The organism is Psychrobacillus sp. FSL H8-0484, assembly GCF_038005325.1.
Taxonomy (GTDB): domain Bacteria; phylum Bacillota; class Bacilli; order Bacillales_A; family Planococcaceae; genus Psychrobacillus.
Window position 1 is genome coordinate 3,752,152 of sequence record NZ_JBBOSZ010000001.1, and the last position, 18,457, is coordinate 3,770,608.

The following is an 18,457-nucleotide window of genomic DNA, read 5'->3' on the forward strand; positions in this document are numbered from 1 at the left end:
TATTTTAAATATTGCTTTAAAGAATCGTGAGGAGTATCGTAATAGTTGTAAATAACAAAACAAGAAAAGGACGTGTATTAATATGTTATCTCAACAAACAATTGATATCGTAAAATCTACAGCGCCTGTTTTAGAAGTTCACGGAGTTGCTATTACAACTACTTTCTATAAAAATATGTTCGAAGCACATCCAGAACTATTAAATATATTTAATCATGCAAACCAAGCAAAAGGACGCCAACAAACTGCTCTTGCGAATGCAGTATATGCAGCAGCAGTGCACATCGATAATCTAGCTGCAATCATTCCAGCGGTAAAACAAATCGGTCACAAACACGTAAGTCTTGGTATTAAACCAGAACACTATCCAATCGTTGGTGAACACTTACTTGGTGCAATTAAAGAAGTACTTGGCGATGCTGCAACAGACGATATTATCAATGCATGGGCAGAAGCTTATGGAGTAATCGCCAATGCATTCATCGGTATTGAAGAAGAAATGTACGTAGCAGCCGAATCAAAACAAGGTGGCTGGAGATTCTTTAAAGATTTCACTGTTGCCCATATAGAAAAAGAAAGTGACAATATTACTTCTTTCTACTTAAAACCTGCAGATGGAAACATGCTACCTACTTATGAACCTGGTCAATTCATTACAATTCGAGTAAGCGTTCCAGGTGAAGAGTATTTACTAAACAGACAATATAGCTTATCAAAAGCATCAGATGTAGAAACATTCCGTATTTCGGTGAAAAAAGAAGATGAAAATGATCCAGCAGGAAAAGTTTCGGTTCACCTACACAACAATGTAAACGTGGGAGATACAGTAGAGCTTACTGCACCAGCTGGAGATTTCATTTTAGATCCAGAGAAAACAACTCCTGTGACATTTATAAGTGGTGGGGTTGGAATCACTCCTATGATGAGTATGTTCGAAACTATCGCGAAAAACCAACCTTCTCGAAAAGTATCTTTCATTTATAGTGCACGTAACGAGAGCCTACATCCATTTGACAAAGATATTCGTTTTTTAATGGAAACAATGGAAGATGCAAAATATGTGACGCTTTACTCAGATACTGAAGATGGATTTATTACAAAAGATGTATTAGCTACTCATGCCATTCAAAGTGGAGATGTATACGTTTGTGGACCGGTTGGGTTTATGGAAGCAATGATTAATCATTTACTAGAAATAGGCTTTGCAAATGAACAAATTCACTATGAATTCTTCGGTCCTGCCATGCAATTAGAGTTAGTTTAAAATTTCTCATATGATAAAACGTGTTACTTTGTATAGAGTAACACGTTTTTTTTATAGGAATTTTTTAATGTATAATTATGCTTTTAGTAGTATTAATAGTTATTTGGAAATGCTATAATTATCCTATAATTCTTAATAAAAGAAGAAATGAGTGAAATATTCATAATGTCCAAACACTTCGAGAGCAAATACATACCCCTTTCTACTTTTTTTAAACAATCTACATTTAAAGAACTTACTTTAACTTACGATGAAATTGAAGCAATTATAGGACATGTTTTACCAAATGCTGCATACTTGAGCAGTAGTTGGTGGAAAAAAACAAAACCACCTGCTCTCCATTACTTTGCATGGGTAGATCATGGATATTCTATTAAGGATGTTAATTTAGGTAAATCCGTTCTTTTCCATAGTGCCTTACATGAGAAAGATGAACGAATTACGGATGAAAACAATCAACAGGATATTCTAGTTATTCGAGAAGCTGAACATGAAGATGCGCGCGCTTTTATTACCTTACAAGAAACAATTTTTGCCGAGACGGACTTCATGCTGTTTGGGAAGTCTGATATTCAACTAACCGTTCAAAGCATCCGAAAAAGTATGACTTCATGGAAAAACTCTCAAAATTCTATTTTACTTTTAGCAATAATGAATGGACAGTTTGCTGGTTACGTTAAGTTCATAGGAGGACCAGCTCCTCGCGCTTTGCATAGAGCCTCGGTAGTCATTGGTGTAAAACAACAGTTTGCTAAAAAAGGCATCGCTTCTTCCCTCATGATTCATGGAGAGAAATGGGCAAAAGAAGTGGGAATTTCAAAGCTAGAACTTACCGTGATTAAAGAGAATATCAATGCCCAAAAGCTCTATAAAAAACTGGGCTTTGAAAACGAGGGCACAAGAAAGAATGCACTCGTTATAAATGATCAAATTGTTGATGAATTTTACATGGGAAAACAAATCTAAGAGTATAGTAGGGACGACCATGACCGTGGTTAGTCTATTTTAATGAATGTTGCGAATAAACGATTATATGTTACGCTTAAGCATTTTTCCTATACAAAAAGGGGCTGTCCCTAAAGTCATACATTGACTGAGAGATGGTCCCTTTCCAATGTATTGATTCCGTTCCAGACGGACGCTTTCCGCGGGCATGGCTTCAGTCTCCTCGTCGCTTTTGCTCCTGCGGGGCCTTCAGCTCACGCTATTCCCGCTGGAGTCGCCGTCTTTCACTAGAATCAATTGCCTTCAAAAAATAGTAGTTTTAATAAAAAGTATACAAAAAACAGGTGTAGAAAAAGACTAATTTTTCTACACCTGCTTCAATTTATGGGCTTATTGGACAGCCCCTCACCTTGTTTTCGATACATATGTGTTATTTGTTTCCCAGTATCTATAAGGATAGTGCACTGCCTCACCACTGTTCTCGATGCCTATTCTTGGACCAGTTGAAATCGATGTAACTTGCTCACCTTCTGCAATGTACAATGGCTTTTCACTCCAACACTTACCATAGTACTCCATCGAGATTGCCATCGCTTTTGTTAATTTTCCAGGTCCGTTTGTCCACTGTTTCATGGGTAGATTATTACGGAACTCTTTCATTAGCACTAGTCCTTCTATTGGTTCTACTGCTCGTATTAAAATGGCATTTGGGGTCCCAACTACACCAGATACGACGTTAATGAGCGTATGCGTATGCATTTGATAGGTGTAAATAAGTCCAGGTTCTCCAAACATTACTTCTGTACGTTTGGTTCTCCTGTTTCCAAAGCTATGCGCTGCTCTATCCTCCGCCCCCATATATGCTTCTGTTTCTACGATTTTTCCGATTAGTAAGCCACTGGTATGTTCGTGCACTATGTACTTTCCGATTAATTTTTCTGCAAGCTCTAACGTTGGTTGATGAAAAAAGGACACATCAATAGGTTTCACTTTAAATAAACCCCATTTTCTTTGCTTCGAATGTAAGCTCTTCTCGGAATTTTGGGTGTGCAATAGATATAAGCTGCTTAGCACGCTCTGAAATTGGTTTCCCAAACATTTTGGCCACACCATACTCTGTTACAATCATATCAACGTCATTTTTAGAAGTCGTTACAACTGAACCAGGTGTAAGGCTTAGCTTAATACGGGAGAGTTCATCATTTTTCGCTGTAGACGTCATACAAACATAGCCCTTCCCTTCTTTTGCAAACCGCACTCCACGAGCAAAGTCTGCTTGTCCACCAGAAGAAGAATAATACTTTCCAGCTACTGTTTCAGATGCACATTGCCCAAACAAATCCACTTCTGTTGTAGCATTAATCGAAACAATACGTTCTTCCTTGGCAATTTCACGCGGGTCATTGACTATGCTTACTGGTAAAAACTCCACTGCCGGATTATTATGCAAAAAGTTATAAAGCTTGTTGGATCCGAAAGCGAACGTTGCAATAATTTTCCCTTTATTCGTAAACTTATGCGTTCCGTCAATAGCACCAGCTTCTACTAGCTCCACGATTCCATCAACAAACATTTCTGTGTGAATACCTAAGTGTCGATGATCTTTTAGTAATGTAACTACTGCATTTGGTATTGAACCTATCCCAATCTGCAACGTATCACCATTTTGAATGGTCTCTGTCACAAATTCTGCAATCTTGATATCCTTTTCTTCAATTGGTGCTGCAATATCTTGCAATAAAGGACGATTATTTTCTACAAAACCAGCGATTTGACTAATGTGAATTTGGTTTTGCCCAAACGTCCGAGGCATATGCTTATTTACTTCTAATATAAAGGGAACCGATCCAATAAATTCACTTACGATGTCCGCCTGTGTTCCTAATGAAAAATAGCCAAATTCGTCCATTGGCGACGCAACCGCCATAATCATCGAAAGATTCGTAGAGCTCTTCAAGATTCTCGGCACTTCATGAAAATGGTTGGGAACAAGATCGAGCATCCCCTGATGGAACATTTTTCTCGTAGCCCCACCTAAAAAATATGAAATATGCTTGAGTTTTCCAGGGAATGCGCCTTCTATATAATTTCTAGGTTGTAACGCTAATAGTTGGTGTATCTTCACATTAGTTAATTCATCGGCATGTTCCTCTAAAATATCTAATAATTTATGTGGTTCTCCGTTTGCTAATGGGAGAATTATATCAGCATCTTTTGGAATGAAGTCTATTAGTTGTTTATCTGTTAGTTGTTTGTTTTTCATGTCGGTGTACTCCTGTTGCTATTAGATTTTCCCAGCTTGAATCGTTGGCGCAGTATCTAGAAAGGCTCTTACTTCCTTTGGATTTTGCAATATGCATATATCTACTTGTTTTGTTTCTCTTAATATTTTTAATGTACCAGGACGGACATCCTTTGGAAAACGCCACACCCATTTGACAAACTCCATGTCTATTTTTTCATTACAGCCTGGTGCCATATCTGGACGAGTTTTTCCTCTGTGTACCCATGCTCTTTTTAAAATGCGATACATACAGAGGACTTTTGGGAAGTCTAGAAAGATTATTAAATCAGCGTATTTCGCTCTTAATTCTAAAGTAGAGTCAAAGTTCCCATCCATGATCCACTCATCTTCTTCTAGTGTCATTTTAATTTTTTTCAGAAACTCAGGCTTCGGAGTAGGAACCCATCCTGCGTTCCAAAATAGTGCATCTAAATGTACGAGAGGTAAATTCCACTTTTCAGCAAGCTTTGTTGATAAAGTAGACTTTCCAGCACCACTTGAACCGATAATTAGTATTCGTTTATGTTTAAGTTGCTCCAAACCCTACACCCCTTTGATTGGCCATTCTTACATATTACTATGTTTCCTTCCTGAGACAAAACAAAAACCCGCTCCTTTAAAAGGAGCAGGCTTATTCTCTTATTCTAATTCGACTTGTTTCGTTTCTGTACCAAGGAGTAATACTGCTAACACTCCAATGACAATGGCAATACAGAATATCCCGAAAATCCATCCAATTTCATATCCTGCAGTAACAAGTGAACCAACTAATAATGGTCCAAGAATTCCTCCAATACGCCCTACAGAAGCAGCCATTCCTGAGCCTGTTGCACGAATAACAGCTGGATACTGTTCTGGCGAATATGCATATAAAGCTCCCCAAGCTCCTAAATTAAAGAATGAAAGAAGCATACCAGAAATCAGGAGCAATGTAGTTGATTCTGCAGAGCCAAATACAAAGGCACTTGCTGCAGTACCAAGTAAATACGTAACTAACACAAATTTTCTTCCCGCTTTTTCGATTAACCAAGCAGCAGAGAAATAACCTGGCAATTGAGCTAGTGTCATAATTAACACGTATTCAAAGCTTTTAATAAGTGTAAATCCTTTTATCACCATAACACTCGGTAACCATAAGAACATTCCATAGTAAGAAAATACAACCGTAAACCAAACAATCCAAAGCATAAATGTTCGTTTTGCATATTTTTTGGACCAAACTTCTTTTATATTTTGTAGAATCGATCTAGACTCTGTTTTTTTGGTAGTGTATTGAGGTGAATCCGGCAATTTTATACGCAAATAAATTGCGTAAAAAGCAGGTAAAGCAGTAATAAGTAAAGCGATTCTCCAGCCGTAATCCGGAATGATAAAGTATGCAATAAGTGCGGATGCTAACCAACCAGCTGCCCAGAAACTTTCTAATAATACAACTACTCGCCCTCTTTCTTTTGCTTCCACACTTTCAGATACTAGAGTAGATGCAACAGGCAGTTCCCCACCAAGCCCCATACCAACGAAAAATCGTAAAATTAAAAATGCAAATAAGGTAGTGGTAAGAGCAGATAATCCACTTGCAATCGAGAACATTAATAATGTGATCATAAATATTTTTTTACGTCCTACTTTGTCAGCAAAAACGCCAAATACTAGAGCACCAACTGCCATCCCAATAGAGTTAACACTACCTATCCACCCCATCTCTCCTGGCGTTAAGTTCCACTCTACTGCAAGTGCGGCGATAACGAATGAAAGAATACCAACATCCATCGCATCAAACATCCATGCAAGACCAGCAATTCCAAGTAATTTATTTTTTGATAGTGGTTTTTGTTGCTTCACTGTTGTCATTTTTTACTCCTGTCTTTACACCTGTAATGTTTTTTGTTTACATGTTTAGTATACGCATTGAATAGTAAACTTACAATAGAAAATTAATCTTGTTTTTTAAATTTTATTAAGGTAAAATGTCCTTTATAGAAATACATATGTTTATTCAAGGAGAACAGAGAGGCGGATTACATTATGGCTTGGCAAGGACTTATTGAACAGTATAAAGAATATTTACCTGTAACAGAGAAAACACCTAAACTATCATTACTCGAGGGAAATACGCCTCTTATTAAACTAGATAACTTGTCAAAAGAACTTGGAATTGAGCTTTATGGAAAAGTGGAAGGTGCAAATCCGACTGGTTCATTTAAAGATAGAGGAATGGTATTCGCTGTTGCAAAAGCAATCGAAGAAGGAAGCGAATGTGTTATTTGTGCTTCTACAGGAAACACTTCCGCCGCCGCCGCTGCATACGCTGCTCGTGCAGGAATTAAATCCATCGTTGTGATTCCGAAAGGGAAAGTAGCCCTTGGAAAATTAGCACAAGCATGCATGTATGGTGCTAAGATTATTGAAATTGATGGAAACTTTGATGACGCACTACAAATTGTTCGTAACGTCAGTGAAACAACTCCAGTGTCACTTGTTAACTCAGTCAATCCACATCGTATAGAAGGGCAAAAAACCGCTGCTTTTGAAATTGTAGACGCTTTAGGCTCTTCCCCAGACTTTTTATGTATTCCAGTCGGAAACGCAGGTAACATTAGCGCTTATTGGAAAGGATTTAAAGAATATAATGAAGTAAAACAATCTGGTTTACCGAAAATGTTTGGTTTTGAAGCAGAAGGTTCTGCTGCAATCGTACATGGTGCACCGATTGCTAACCCTGAAACAGTGGCAACTGCTATTCGTATTGGGAATCCAGCAAGCTGGTCTTTAGCGGAAGCAGCTCGTGACGAATCACACGGTATTATTGATTCTGTGACAGATGAAGAAATTTTAAACGCGTATCAGTTGATTGCTAGTCGTGAAGGTATTTTTGTAGAACCAGGATCAGCCGCTTCTTTAGCAGGCGTTATCAAATCTGTAAACGGTGGAAAAATTCCCGCAGGCAGCAAAGTAGTTACAGTGTTTACTGGTAATGGGTTAAAAGATCCGGATACCGCAATGCAAGTTTCTACAGTTGACTTAGTATCTTTACAAAATGACGAGGAAGCAATTCGTCAATATATTGAGGGAATACTATGAGTAAGAAATGGGCTATTTCAATACCTGCAAGTACAGCGAACTTAGGACCTGGTTTTGATTCAATCGGAATTGCATTAGATAAATACCTAGAACTTGAAGTGGAATTAGCTACTGAATGGAAGATTGACAACTTATCAGGAAATTTACCTATTGTCCCAAATCCACAGGACCATTTAATTGTTCGAGCAGCTCAAAAAACGGCTCAAATGCACGGCATAATTTTACCAGCGTGTCATGTGAAAGCAAATAGTGAAATTCCACTTGCACGTGGTATGGGAAGCAGCGCTTCTGCCATTGTTGCTGGAATAGAACTAGCAAATCAAGTCCTAGCGCTCGAGCTTTCTTCGCATGATAAGTTAAAGGTAGCGACTCTAATGGAGGGGCACCCGGATAATGCAGCAGCTTCCATATTTGGAGGCTTTACCATCTCTTCTAGTGCAGAAAATGGAGAGATTCATGTTTTTCATGCGTACCATATTGATGCATCTTTTGTTTTATTCATTCCTAATTTTGAATTAAAAACAGAAGCAGCAAGAAGTGTGCTACCTGAAAGCTATACACGCAAAGTTTCAGCACAGGCAAGTGCTACGGCAAACTTATTAACAGCCGCTTTTCTTTCTCAATCCTTTGAACAAGCTGGCATTTATATGGAGCAGGATTTATTTCATGAACCATATCGACTCGATTTGATTCCTCAAAGTAGAGAGATAAAAGCTCAAGCAAAAAAAGCAGGAGCATTTGGCACTTGTATAAGTGGAGCAGGACCTACGCTTCTATCTCTTGTCCAAAAAGGTACAGAAGAAGAGTTCGTCTCCAAGTTAAACGGAATCTTCCCTGATTTTGACCTTGTACCCGTAGCGATCAATCGAACAGGAACTGTTGTATCAAAAAATAAAAAAGGCAGTGCGGTTCTCGTTCATTGAGAATTGCACTGCCTTTACTTTATGCTAATAATACTAGACTAATAGCCATCACCATCATTCCAGCGATAACGCCGTAGATAGAAGAATGTGCTTCATCATACTTTTTAGCGGCCGGTAATAAACCGTCTAATGAAACAAACACCATAATTCCTGCTACTGCAGCGAATACTACTCCAAACATAACTCCATTTAAATACGGCATTAATATTAAGTAAGCGAGAAAAGCTCCTATTGGTTCTGCAAGACCTGATAGAAAGGATAACTTAAATGCTTTTTTACGACTTCCAGTAGCATAGTAAATCGGAACTGCAACCGCTATCCCTTCAGGAATATTATGGATTGCGACTGCAATAGCAATTGCTATCCCCAGATTAGGGTCTTGCAGTGCAGACATAAATGTAGCAATGCCTTCTGGGAAGTTATGAATGCCAACTGCAAGGGCTGTAAAAACACCCATTTTCATCAGCTTGGTATACTCAGCGTTGCTTGGCTCTACATCCATATCCTCGACGCTCTTCACTTCATGAGGATTACCTAGCTTAGGTAATAGACGGTCTATTGCCGCTATGAAAATCATTCCACCAAAAAAACCAACGATTGTCATCCAATAACCATTAGTTGCTCCAAGCTCTACTACTAATGCATCTTTAGCCTTTACAAAAATTTCAACTAAGGATACGTATATCATAACTCCCGCAGAAAAACCTAATGCGACAGATAAAAACTTCGTATTTGTTCGCGAAGTCAACAAGGATAGTAAACTCCCAATACCTGTTGCGAGGCCAGCAAATAATGTGAGTAATAATGCAAAAATTACATTTTCATCCATTGACCCAACTTCTTTCTATATCCATTTTAATCTATTATAAGTAACTTGTTTCCCTTGCGCAACTTTTTTCAACTAAAGAAATTGTCAACTTTTTTGAGTCAATATATAATTCCCTATTTTCAGCCAATCTTCTGTTAAATAATCTCGATTAGAAGGACGATAAAATACAGAAGCAGGATGGTAGGTTGGAATAATAACATAGTTCTCTGTGGACCAGACATATTCGGTTGAGTCGAGCGATTTTAGATGTCGTATAGGACGATTCAAAATTTGACCATGGAGTTCGGATACTTTTTCCCCTTTACCAAGTAAACGTTGCAGGCCTACATTACCCAACGTGACAATTACCATCGGAGCTATATGTTGTAACTCATAATCTAGAATAGGGGCATGCGCTACAATTTCTTGCTTTGTAGGAGGACGATTATATTTTCTTATCGTTATTTCTCCGTTTCTTGTCTTTTTTTCTCTCCATACATACGGACGACTTCGCACTGCACTTGTCATATATACATCATCTCTTGATAATCCTATGCTAGTAAGTGATTTATTTAATTCTTCCCCTGCCCTTCCGATAAACGGCACTCCTTGTATCGCCTCATTTTCTCCAGGTGCCTCTCCAATTAACATTAGAGTTGGTTTTTTCGGACCTTTTCCTTTCACAAAGCCTTCTACCGGGAATCCATCTATTCTTTTTATGCATAGATCCATTAATTCCTTAGGTAATTGAAACATTTGATGTCGCTCCTTATAAAAAATCCTCTCCATATAGGAAAGGATTTAGATTTTATTCGTTTTAGAAATTCTCTTTCTGTATTCATACCACAATGCAACAATTACAAACCAAGTATAACCAACCATCCAACCTGCGAATACATCAGACGCATAATGACGATATTCCGCAATACGAGACAAACCAATCATAGTCGTAAGTATGACTGCTCCGCTCCATACTAGCACTCGTATTTTTTTATTTGACTGCTCCTCTGTTAGAAAAAAAGCGATTGTAAATACATAGAGTAATCCAACCATTGCGTGCCCAGAAGGAAAACTAAAGCTTTCTAATTGATGAGGAACATCTGGTCGATCTCGCTGAACCCATTTTTTAATTAATTGGTTCAGAACATTTCCAACTCCAACAGCAAATAAAACAAAGAGCATGCCACGATAATTTTTTTGACGTCCCCATAAATAGACAAGCAAAACTAGCATTACTACAACAACCAGTTTTGTTTCGCCTAAATAGTGAAAGGCTATAATTAGTTTATTGCCCCCTAATAAATTTGCCATTTTATGATCAAGCTGAATTATTTCATCTCTAGTAAAGTTTATAAATAATGTCGCGAATCCTAACAATGTTACCAAACCAAGTGGATAAAACCATTTTTTCACTGTTCCCCACTCCTTTCAAACGTATTCATGACAAAAGTATAGACTACATTATAACTATGTACAATGGAAAGAAGTTTGCATAATGAAGTTCCCCATATAGAGATAATGCGTCTTAATAAGCTCTGTTATATGACCGCTAGGATTTCCGCTACAGGCGGACGCTTTCCGCGGGGTGAGCGATGGGCCTTCACCGCCGCTTCGCGTACGGTGTGAAGTCTCATCTGTCTCACTTGATCCCTCCGGAGTCGCCGCCTCCGCTGCAATCAATGGGTACCTCTTGCTAATTTAGCTTCTGCATTTATCAGAGATTTAAATTGATCAGATCCACTTGCACTGTTTATTCAAACTGATTAGAAAATGCTGTCTCCAAATAAGGGGAGCATTTATTAGCATAAAGTTCATTTCATTCAGCCATTTATTGTAATAATCTCGCGTATCCATTGCCGTCTCACTTCAAGTAAACTTGTTAGATTAAGAAATTGGTTGCTTTCAATGACCGATTTGTTGCTCTACGCCATTTTTTGGATTCATGCATTTGAAAAACTGGATAAAATTTTGTTTTAGCGAGTCGATACTAATAAGTATGAAATTTCGGTGGATTGTAGCGGAAGGGCGGCGACTCCTGCCGGATGAGTGAGACAGATAAGCCATCGCAGGCGAACGCGTAAGCGTCGGCGATGACTTATCGCTCACCCGGCGGAAAGCGTCCGCCCTGGAGCGGAAATCCTATGCGGAAACTTCTTACGACGCATTATTTCTAAAGAGTGGAATAACTTAAGTTGTTTGGAGAAAACTATTGGCATAACATTAATCTTATAATTTCCTAAGCCACAAAAAAATCCACGAGAATCAATTCCTCGTGGATTTCTATTATTTACTTGCTTTTAACTCGTATAGACCGCCGCTGGATTCAATAATATGATCGGGTTTTGGCTTACCAAGGTTTGCTTTATGACCCGCAATATGCTCGGGGCTCTTCTCCCAATTTTTCCAGTCTTGTTCTGATTCCCATGCCACTACGACTAGAACCTCTTCTTCACCACGACGCACCTTTTTTACAAGTACTTCAAGTTTTACAAAACCTGGTTGCTTTTCGATAAGCCCTTCACCTTTAAAACGGTCTACGACAAGTTGGGAAGTTCCTTCTTTAACAATCATACGTCTAATTTGATAAAACATATTATTTAATTGCCTCTAAAACTGCATCAATTTTAGCGTTTTCTGACTCAATACCACCACCTGATAAGTACCAAGCTTCTGGATCTAAGTAATATACTTTGCCATTTTTAACGGCATTTGTTTTACTTACGATTTCATTTTCAATCGCTGCTTTTGTACCAGATTCTCCTTCAATAGCTACTGCATCTCGATCAACAATGAATAAGATATCAGGATTTTTCTCAAGCACATATTCATATGAAACGTTTTGACCATGTGTAGAAACTTCTAAGTTTTCATCAACCGCTTTAAAGCCATAGACATCATGAATTACACCAAAACGTGAACCAGGACCGTATGCACTTAATTCTCCTTCAGAAGCAAGTACTACTAAAGCTTTTTCTTCTATACTTTCAGTTTTCCCTGCTAATTCTGCAACTTTTGCATCAATTTCTTCTAATGCTGCAGTTGCTTCTGCTTCTTTACCGAACATTTTACCAGCTAATTCTGTATTAGCTTTAAAAGAGTTCATATAGTCAGTAGTATCTAATCCAACATAAACTGTTGGAGCAATTTTACTTAATTCTTCATAGGCATCTGCTTGACGACCAGAAATGAAAATGACATCTGGGTTCATCATACTGATAGCTTCGAAATCCGGTTCTTTTAATGCTCCAGCATTTTTGTATGTAGCTTCATCTGCATATTTGCTTAAGTATGTCGGAAGGCTACTTGTAGATACCGCAGCTACATCAACTTCAAGTGCATCTAATGTATCTAAGTAACCATAGTCAAACACAACAACTGTTTCTGGTTTTGCATCAAGCGTAACTTCTTTATATCCCTCTGGTTGTGCAATTGTTAATGGGTAAACGGAAGCTTCTTCTGCCCCTCCAGTTGTTTCTTCAGTTGTTTCTTCAGTTGCTTTTTCATCTGTAGTTGACACATCTTCTTTTGTTTCATCATTTGAACCACATGCAGCTAATACTAATAACAGTAGTGCAAACATAATTGCTAAAAATTTATACTTTTTCATTTGTAAACTACTCCCTTTTTTTATGAATTAAAATATACACAAATGCGACAACTATTCATTTCTTGGATAGGAATATCCATATCATAAATCTCTTTAAGCGCATCCGAATTAATGATTTCATGTGTTGGCCCGTCTTTAATGACACGACCATCTTTTAATGCAACGATATAATCCGAATAAACGGAAGCAAAGTTAATATCGTGTAAAACTATTACAACTGTTTTACCAAGTTCTTCTACAAGCTTGCGAAGAATCTTCATAATTTGAACGGAATGCTTCATATCCAAATTATTTAATGGCTCATCTAACAATATAAATTCTGTATCTTGCGCGATAACCATTGCAATGAAAGCACGCTGGCGTTGACCACCAGAAAGCTCATCTAAATAATTATTCTCTAAATCTGCTAAGTTCATATACTCAATTGCTTGATCGACCATTTTAATATCCTCAGCGTTTAAACGGCCTTTTGAATAAGGAAAACGACCAAATGACACTAATTCACGAATAGTTAAACGCACATTCATATAATTCGATTGCTTTAAAATGGACACGCGTTTTGAAAACTCATCGGATTTCCATTTACGAACATTTGATTTATCTAGTAAAACTTCCCCTGTGTCTGCGTCCAATAAACGACTTACCATCGACAAAAGTGTAGATTTCCCTGCTCCATTAGGTCCAATAAACGAAGTAATTTTTCCTGACTGGATATTCACGCTAACATTGTCCACAACTGGCTTTTTAGCAAAATATTTGGTTACCTCTTTTACTTGGATCATGATGTAGCTCGACTCTCCTTTAATAATAAATAAATGAAGTAAATCCCACCGAGAAAGTTAATAATTACGCTAAGTGTTGTGTCGAATGTAAATATACGTTCAACGATCCACTGTCCGCCAATTAAAGCAATTAAACTCATTAAGCTTGCTCCCGTGATGAGTACTGAATGTTTATAGGTGTTAAAGAATTGATAAGATAAGTTTGCAACGATTAATCCAAAGAATGTAATCGGACCAACAAGCCCGGTTGAAGTAGCAATTAATATAGCTGATAGAACTAGCATTCTTTTTACTATTTTGTCGTAATCCACACCTAGGTTAATGGCATTGTCTCGACCTAATGACATTACATCCAACTCTTGAATAGTGCGCCATCCATACATAATCGATAACACAATAATGACCATTGCAATCCAAACCAAATCACCATTCACGTTATTAAAGCTTGCAAACATCTTATTTTGTAAGCTTGTAAACTCATTCGGATCTATTAGTACTTGAAGGAAAGTTGAAATACTTCCCAAAAAAGTTCCCATAATAATCCCAACAAGCAGCAAGAAATAGATTGGACGTTTCCCTGAGTTGAATAAAAAGCGATAAAGTAGAAGGGCAAAGACGATCATCGCTAAAACAGATATAAAGAAATTATAATTTTTGTTAATAACTAAAATCGACATCGACCCAAAGAAATAATAAATACAAGTTTGAACTAACATGTATAACGAGTCGAGCCCCATTACACTTGGAGTTAAAATTCGATTATGAGTAATTGTTTGGAAAATTACGGTTGAATATGCAATTGCTACGCCTGTAAGCGCCATCGCCAATACTTTAATCGCACGACGTGGAAGTGCATAATCATAGCTTCCATTCAATCCTTGAAATAAATAAAGTATGATGGAAACCAAAACCAAAGCCAATAGTATGAGCATTTTTGTTCTGTTACGCATATGCTTTCCCCCTAAACAACAAGAATAGGAAGATTGCACTTCCGATTACACCAACCGTCATGCCAATCGGGATTTCATATGGGAAAATTATTACCCTACCTAAAATGTCGCATACTAACAAAAAAATGACTCCTAGCAATGCTGTATGTGGTAGCGTTTTTTCTAAATGGTCCCCTTTATAAATAGAGACAATGTTTGGGATGATTAAACCTAAAAATGGGATCATTCCAACTGTCAAAACAACAGTGGTAGAAATTAAAGCGACTAGGACCAAGCCTAAATTCAGCACTCTATTGTAAGATAGACCGAGGTTTCTTGCAAAATCCTCCCCCATCCCAGCGACAGTAAAACGATTAGCATAGAAATAAGCAATTATAAGTACAGGTACACTTATGTAAAGCAGTTCGTATCTGCCTTTTAATATCAAGGAGAAGTCTCCTTGTAGCCAGACAGTAATATTTTGAATAATGTTTGCTTTGTAAGCAAAAAACGTCGTAATGGAAGCTAATATGTTTCCGAACATCAGACCAACAAGCGGAACAAATATTGCATCTTTAAATTTAATCCGATTTAATATTTGCATGAAAAGGAATGTTCCTGCTAAAGCAAAAATAAATGCAAACGAAATCTTTTGCATATACGTTGCATTTGTAAATACCATCATCGAGATCAAAATCCCTAAGCGAGTAGCATCAAGTGTACCAGCTGTTGTTGGGGATACAAATTTATTTCTACTAAGACTCTGCATAATAAGCCCTGCAATACTCATCCCTGCTCCTGCAAGTATTATGGCAATTAGTCTTGGTAATCGGCTAATGAGAAATATTTGCGTCTCTTCCGAAGTAAAATCCAACAAATCCATTGGTGATATTCTCGTAACACCAACAAAAAGAGATAAGAGAGAAAGTGCGACTAGTGCAATTACAAGATATCTTTTTTTCATAACTATCCTCAACATTCTATTTGCGAAAAGATGATAGTGAAAATCATTATCATTTACTCACAGTTTTTATTATAGCACCTTGCCTTAGCAAGTCAAAGGTTAAATGAAAATGATTTTCAATTGATAATATACGTTATGCCTTTTCATCTTTTTTATTTACCTACCTAATCTTACTATAAAATAATAGAAAAACAAAAAGACTGCTTGTATTTGTCGATTTTTCGCAACAATTACAGCAGTCATTTTAAGGATATTTGTTTAGATTTCCATAGCACTATCAATAACTTCTTGTGGAATGACAATTTCATCAACCTCATTGAAGTTTGAGAAGTCGGATTTAACATTTTGCTTCATATTCATTTTTTCTCCGTCTAATTCCATATCCATATCAAGCACTACATCTACTTTATTTGTTTGGAACGATTCTTTGTCGATATGAATTAAATAGCTTACGGAGTTAATAACTAAGCCCAAATCCAACTCTTCGCCTTCACCTATCATGCTTTGCATAGCTTCATCTATTTGGGTTTGAACAAGCTTTGCAAATTCTTCGCCTGAGGCGTCTAGCCGAAGGATATAATTTTCATTGTCTTGTTCAAATGTAAAGTCTTTCAAATAGTCTTGAATCATTTTTAATTGCTCAGAAGGGTTAGATTGATCTGTCGCACCCATTAATTGATCCATCATTTCTTGAGGAAATTTCATCCATTGACCAGTTGTTCCTTCAAACATATAAAAGTCGTCTTCTGTAATGTATGTTTCTATTTCCATTGCTTCTTCTGGCATACTTTCATCAGAAGATTTCATGGAAGTAGTTCCTTTTTGGTGCATTTGCATCGGCGCTACTACATATTCCATGTCCATTATAGAGCTAATATCTATACTTAAATCTTCTGTGGGCATATGCATCGTTTGCTTCATATCAATTTGTGCTTTTACACTTTTTAATTCCTCTGATACTTTAAGCGATTTTTCATAAACTTCTTTAAGCGTTAATTCGCTTTTCTCCGTTACCTCTGTATTTGCTGGGGCAGCTGTCTCATTACATGCTGCTAAACCTAATGTTAATGTGGCTACTGCTAATAGAGTTGTCCATTTCTTCATATTAGTTCCATCCCTTCTTTTCAGATAGTAACTTTACGAAGAAGTTTCAGAAAAGTTTCAGTTATTTGCTAAATCATCTTACTCCTCGCATGTATTTTTGGATAAGCGGAGTAAAGATGAATAGTACAAATCCTAATCCAAGTGCGATGACACCAATGACTCCGAAGTAAAGAATTTCATTCTCTGGTGAATAAAATTTAACTACTTGTGCATTGATTGCTTGAGCTGAAGCACTCGTTAAGAACCATAAACTCATTGTTTGTGCAGCAAATGCAGCAGGTGCAAGCTTAGTTGTAGTAGATAAACCAACTGGTGATAATAATAATTCACCAAGTACAACTAAGAAGAAACTCAACACAAGCCACCATGGACTAACAAGTGATTCTGTGCCATTTACATATGCAGGAATAATCATAACAATAAACGACAGACCGGCAAAGAATAGACCATACGCAAATTTTTTCGGTGTAGATGGTTGTCTATCCCCAAGCTTGACCCAAAACCAAGCAAAAACTGGAGCAAATGCAATGATGAACAATGGATTTAATGATTGAAACCAAGCAGGAGAAATCTCAAACGAACCGATCATTAAATCGACACGTTCATCTGCGTATTGAGCTAAGATGCTCGATCCTTGTTCTTGAATAGCCCAAAACATCATCGCTGCTACGAATAACGGAATATACGCAAGTAATCTTGATTTTTCATCTGCAGTTGTTTTTTCACTTCTATACATAACGATGAAGTAAAGGGTTGGTATAACTATCCCTAAAATCGAAACAGTCATCGTAAATACATCGAACGTCATAATTCCTTGTTGAACCAAAATGAAACCAACGATTAGCACTACTAAGACTGCAATACCAATTCGGGTTATAACTTTTTTGCGTTCTTCTTTCCCCAATGGATTTGGAACAAAGGAACCTGCTAAGCCTAGGTATTTTTTCTTTGTAATTAAAAATACAATTAACCCAATCGCCATACCTACAGCTGCAAGTCCGAATCCTAAGTGGAAGTTGTACTCAAGTCCCACAGTTCCTACGATTAAAGGTGCAATAAATGCCCCCATATTAATACCCATATAGAAAATACTAAACCCTGAATCACGACGAACATCACTTTCTGAATATAAATCACCGACAATGCTTGAAACATTTGGTTTTAATAAACCTGTCCCAATAATGATTAAAGCCATCGAAATAAATAATGGCGTCGTTCCACCTGGAAACGCTAGTACGATATGTCCAAACATAATAAGGACACCACCGTAAAATACGGTTTTAGTAGTACCAAGCAATCTATCGGCAATCCAACCACCAATAATCCCAGACATATAAACCAACGAGCCGTAGATAGCCATGATGGAGTTAGCTGTTGAACGCTCCATCCCTAGTCCGCCTGCGGTCACTTCGTAGTACATATAATAAATAAATATTGCCCGCATTCCATAATAAGAAAAACGCTCCCAAAATTCTGTGAAGAATAATGATAATAATCCTTTAGGATGCCCAAAAAATCCCTTTTGAGGAACCGATTTAACTACTTCTTCTCTTGACACCATACTTTTACCTCTTTTCTAAATAGAAAGTATATTATACTACTTCCCTCTTTTTGATGTCAAAAACCATTTAACTTAATTCAGCAATTACTTTCTGTGACGAGCTTGCGCAGGAGCATAAATTTTCTTCAATTAGAAATTACAGGAACAAAATTCTTCCACTTCTATAATCCCAGTTGAATAAAGTTAATGCCTCCGGCAGATGCCA

The 18,457-nt window shown here is 37.4% G+C and carries 18 protein-coding genes; 4 read left to right on the forward strand and 14 right to left on the reverse strand.

The genetic code is table 11. From position 1 onward, the window contains the following. Positions 1-82 precede the first annotated feature (82 nt). Entirely contained in the window at positions 83-1,264 is a 1,182-nt protein-coding gene (gene hmpA, locus MHH81_RS18435; RefSeq protein ID WP_340924103.1) for an NO-inducible flavohemoprotein, read from the forward strand. A gap of 165 nt (positions 1,265-1,429) precedes the next feature. Next, positions 1,430-2,230, forward strand: a complete 801-nt coding sequence (locus tag MHH81_RS18440) for a GNAT family N-acetyltransferase (RefSeq protein ID WP_340924107.1) — start codon at positions 1,430-1,432, stop codon at positions 2,228-2,230. A gap of 384 nt (positions 2,231-2,614) precedes the next feature. On the opposite strand, the gene MHH81_RS18445 is transcribed toward MHH81_RS18440, so the two are convergent. From MHH81_RS18445 to MHH81_RS18460, 4 genes are all read right to left on the reverse strand, one after another. Further along, positions 2,615-3,199 (reverse strand): DNA-3-methyladenine glycosylase, encoded by a 585-nt coding sequence (locus MHH81_RS18445; RefSeq protein WP_340924109.1) that lies wholly within the window; start codon positions 3,197-3,199, stop codon positions 2,615-2,617. Position 3,200: 1 nt separating this feature from the next. Continuing rightward, entirely contained in the window at positions 3,201-4,472 is a 1,272-nt protein-coding gene (locus MHH81_RS18450) for an acetyl-CoA hydrolase/transferase family protein (protein ID WP_340924112.1), read from the reverse strand. A 21-nt stretch (positions 4,473-4,493) separates the two neighbouring features. Further along, a complete protein-coding gene (locus tag MHH81_RS18455; protein WP_340924115.1) occupies positions 4,494-5,033 on the reverse strand; it encodes a DNA topology modulation protein in 540 nt (179 codons plus the stop codon). 99 nt (positions 5,034-5,132) lie between these two features. Next, entirely contained in the window at positions 5,133-6,344 is a 1,212-nt protein-coding gene (locus MHH81_RS18460; protein ID WP_340924118.1) for an MFS transporter, read from the reverse strand. Between the two features lie 174 nt (positions 6,345-6,518). Here MHH81_RS18460 and thrC point away from each other — a divergent pair, with 174 nt between their 5' ends. Together thrC and thrB are read left to right on the forward strand one after the other, a co-directional pair. Further along, a complete protein-coding gene (gene thrC, locus MHH81_RS18465) occupies positions 6,519-7,574 on the forward strand; it encodes a threonine synthase (RefSeq protein WP_340924121.1) in 1,056 nt (351 codons plus the stop codon). Further along, positions 7,571-8,497, forward strand: coding sequence for a homoserine kinase (gene thrB, locus MHH81_RS18470; RefSeq protein ID WP_340924124.1), 927 nt, complete (start codon positions 7,571-7,573; stop codon positions 8,495-8,497). Before thrC ends, thrB begins: the two co-directional genes overlap by 4 nt. Before the next feature lie 19 nt (positions 8,498-8,516). On the opposite strand, the gene zupT is transcribed toward thrB, so the two are convergent. The 10 genes from zupT to MHH81_RS18520 all read right to left on the reverse strand — a co-directional run bounded on the left by zupT (position 8,517) and on the right by MHH81_RS18520 (position 18,252). Continuing rightward, entirely contained in the window at positions 8,517-9,326 is an 810-nt protein-coding gene (gene zupT, locus MHH81_RS18475) for a zinc transporter ZupT (protein ID WP_340924127.1), read from the reverse strand. Positions 9,327-9,410: 84 nt separating this feature from the next. Next, positions 9,411-10,061: a uracil-DNA glycosylase gene (locus tag MHH81_RS18480; protein WP_340924129.1), complete on the reverse strand. Its 651-nt coding sequence runs from the start codon at positions 10,059-10,061 to the stop codon at positions 9,411-9,413. Between the two features lie 45 nt (positions 10,062-10,106). Continuing rightward, positions 10,107-10,718 (reverse strand): phosphatase PAP2 family protein, encoded by a 612-nt coding sequence (locus MHH81_RS18485; RefSeq protein ID WP_340924132.1) that lies wholly within the window; start codon positions 10,716-10,718, stop codon positions 10,107-10,109. Positions 10,719-11,588: 870 nt separating this feature from the next. Then, a complete protein-coding gene (locus MHH81_RS18490) occupies positions 11,589-11,897 on the reverse strand; it encodes an antibiotic biosynthesis monooxygenase family protein (RefSeq protein ID WP_340924137.1) in 309 nt (102 codons plus the stop codon). 1 nt (position 11,898) lies between these two features. Then, complete coding sequence (locus MHH81_RS18495; protein WP_340924141.1) at positions 11,899-12,912, reverse strand: siderophore ABC transporter substrate-binding protein; 1,014 nt, start codon at positions 12,910-12,912, stop codon at positions 11,899-11,901. A gap of 20 nt (positions 12,913-12,932) precedes the next feature. Beyond that, a complete protein-coding gene (locus tag MHH81_RS18500) occupies positions 12,933-13,694 on the reverse strand; it encodes an iron ABC transporter ATP-binding protein (protein ID WP_340924144.1) in 762 nt (253 codons plus the stop codon). Further along, entirely contained in the window at positions 13,691-14,644 is a 954-nt protein-coding gene (locus tag MHH81_RS18505; protein ID WP_340924146.1) for an iron chelate uptake ABC transporter family permease subunit, read from the reverse strand. The genes MHH81_RS18500 and MHH81_RS18505 overlap by 4 nt, the downstream gene beginning before the upstream one ends. After that, positions 14,637-15,587 (reverse strand): ABC transporter permease, encoded by a 951-nt coding sequence (locus tag MHH81_RS18510; RefSeq protein WP_340924149.1) that lies wholly within the window; start codon positions 15,585-15,587, stop codon positions 14,637-14,639. The genes MHH81_RS18505 and MHH81_RS18510 overlap by 8 nt, the downstream gene beginning before the upstream one ends. A gap of 258 nt (positions 15,588-15,845) precedes the next feature. Next, positions 15,846-16,691 carry a DUF6612 family protein gene (locus tag MHH81_RS18515; protein ID WP_340924153.1) on the reverse strand — a complete coding sequence of 282 codons (846 nt, stop codon included), beginning with the start codon at positions 16,689-16,691 and terminating at the stop codon, positions 15,846-15,848. 73 nt (positions 16,692-16,764) lie between these two features. After that, positions 16,765-18,252 (reverse strand): peptide MFS transporter, encoded by a 1,488-nt coding sequence (locus MHH81_RS18520; protein WP_340924155.1) that lies wholly within the window; start codon positions 18,250-18,252, stop codon positions 16,765-16,767. Between the last annotated feature and the right edge of the window lie 205 nt (positions 18,253-18,457).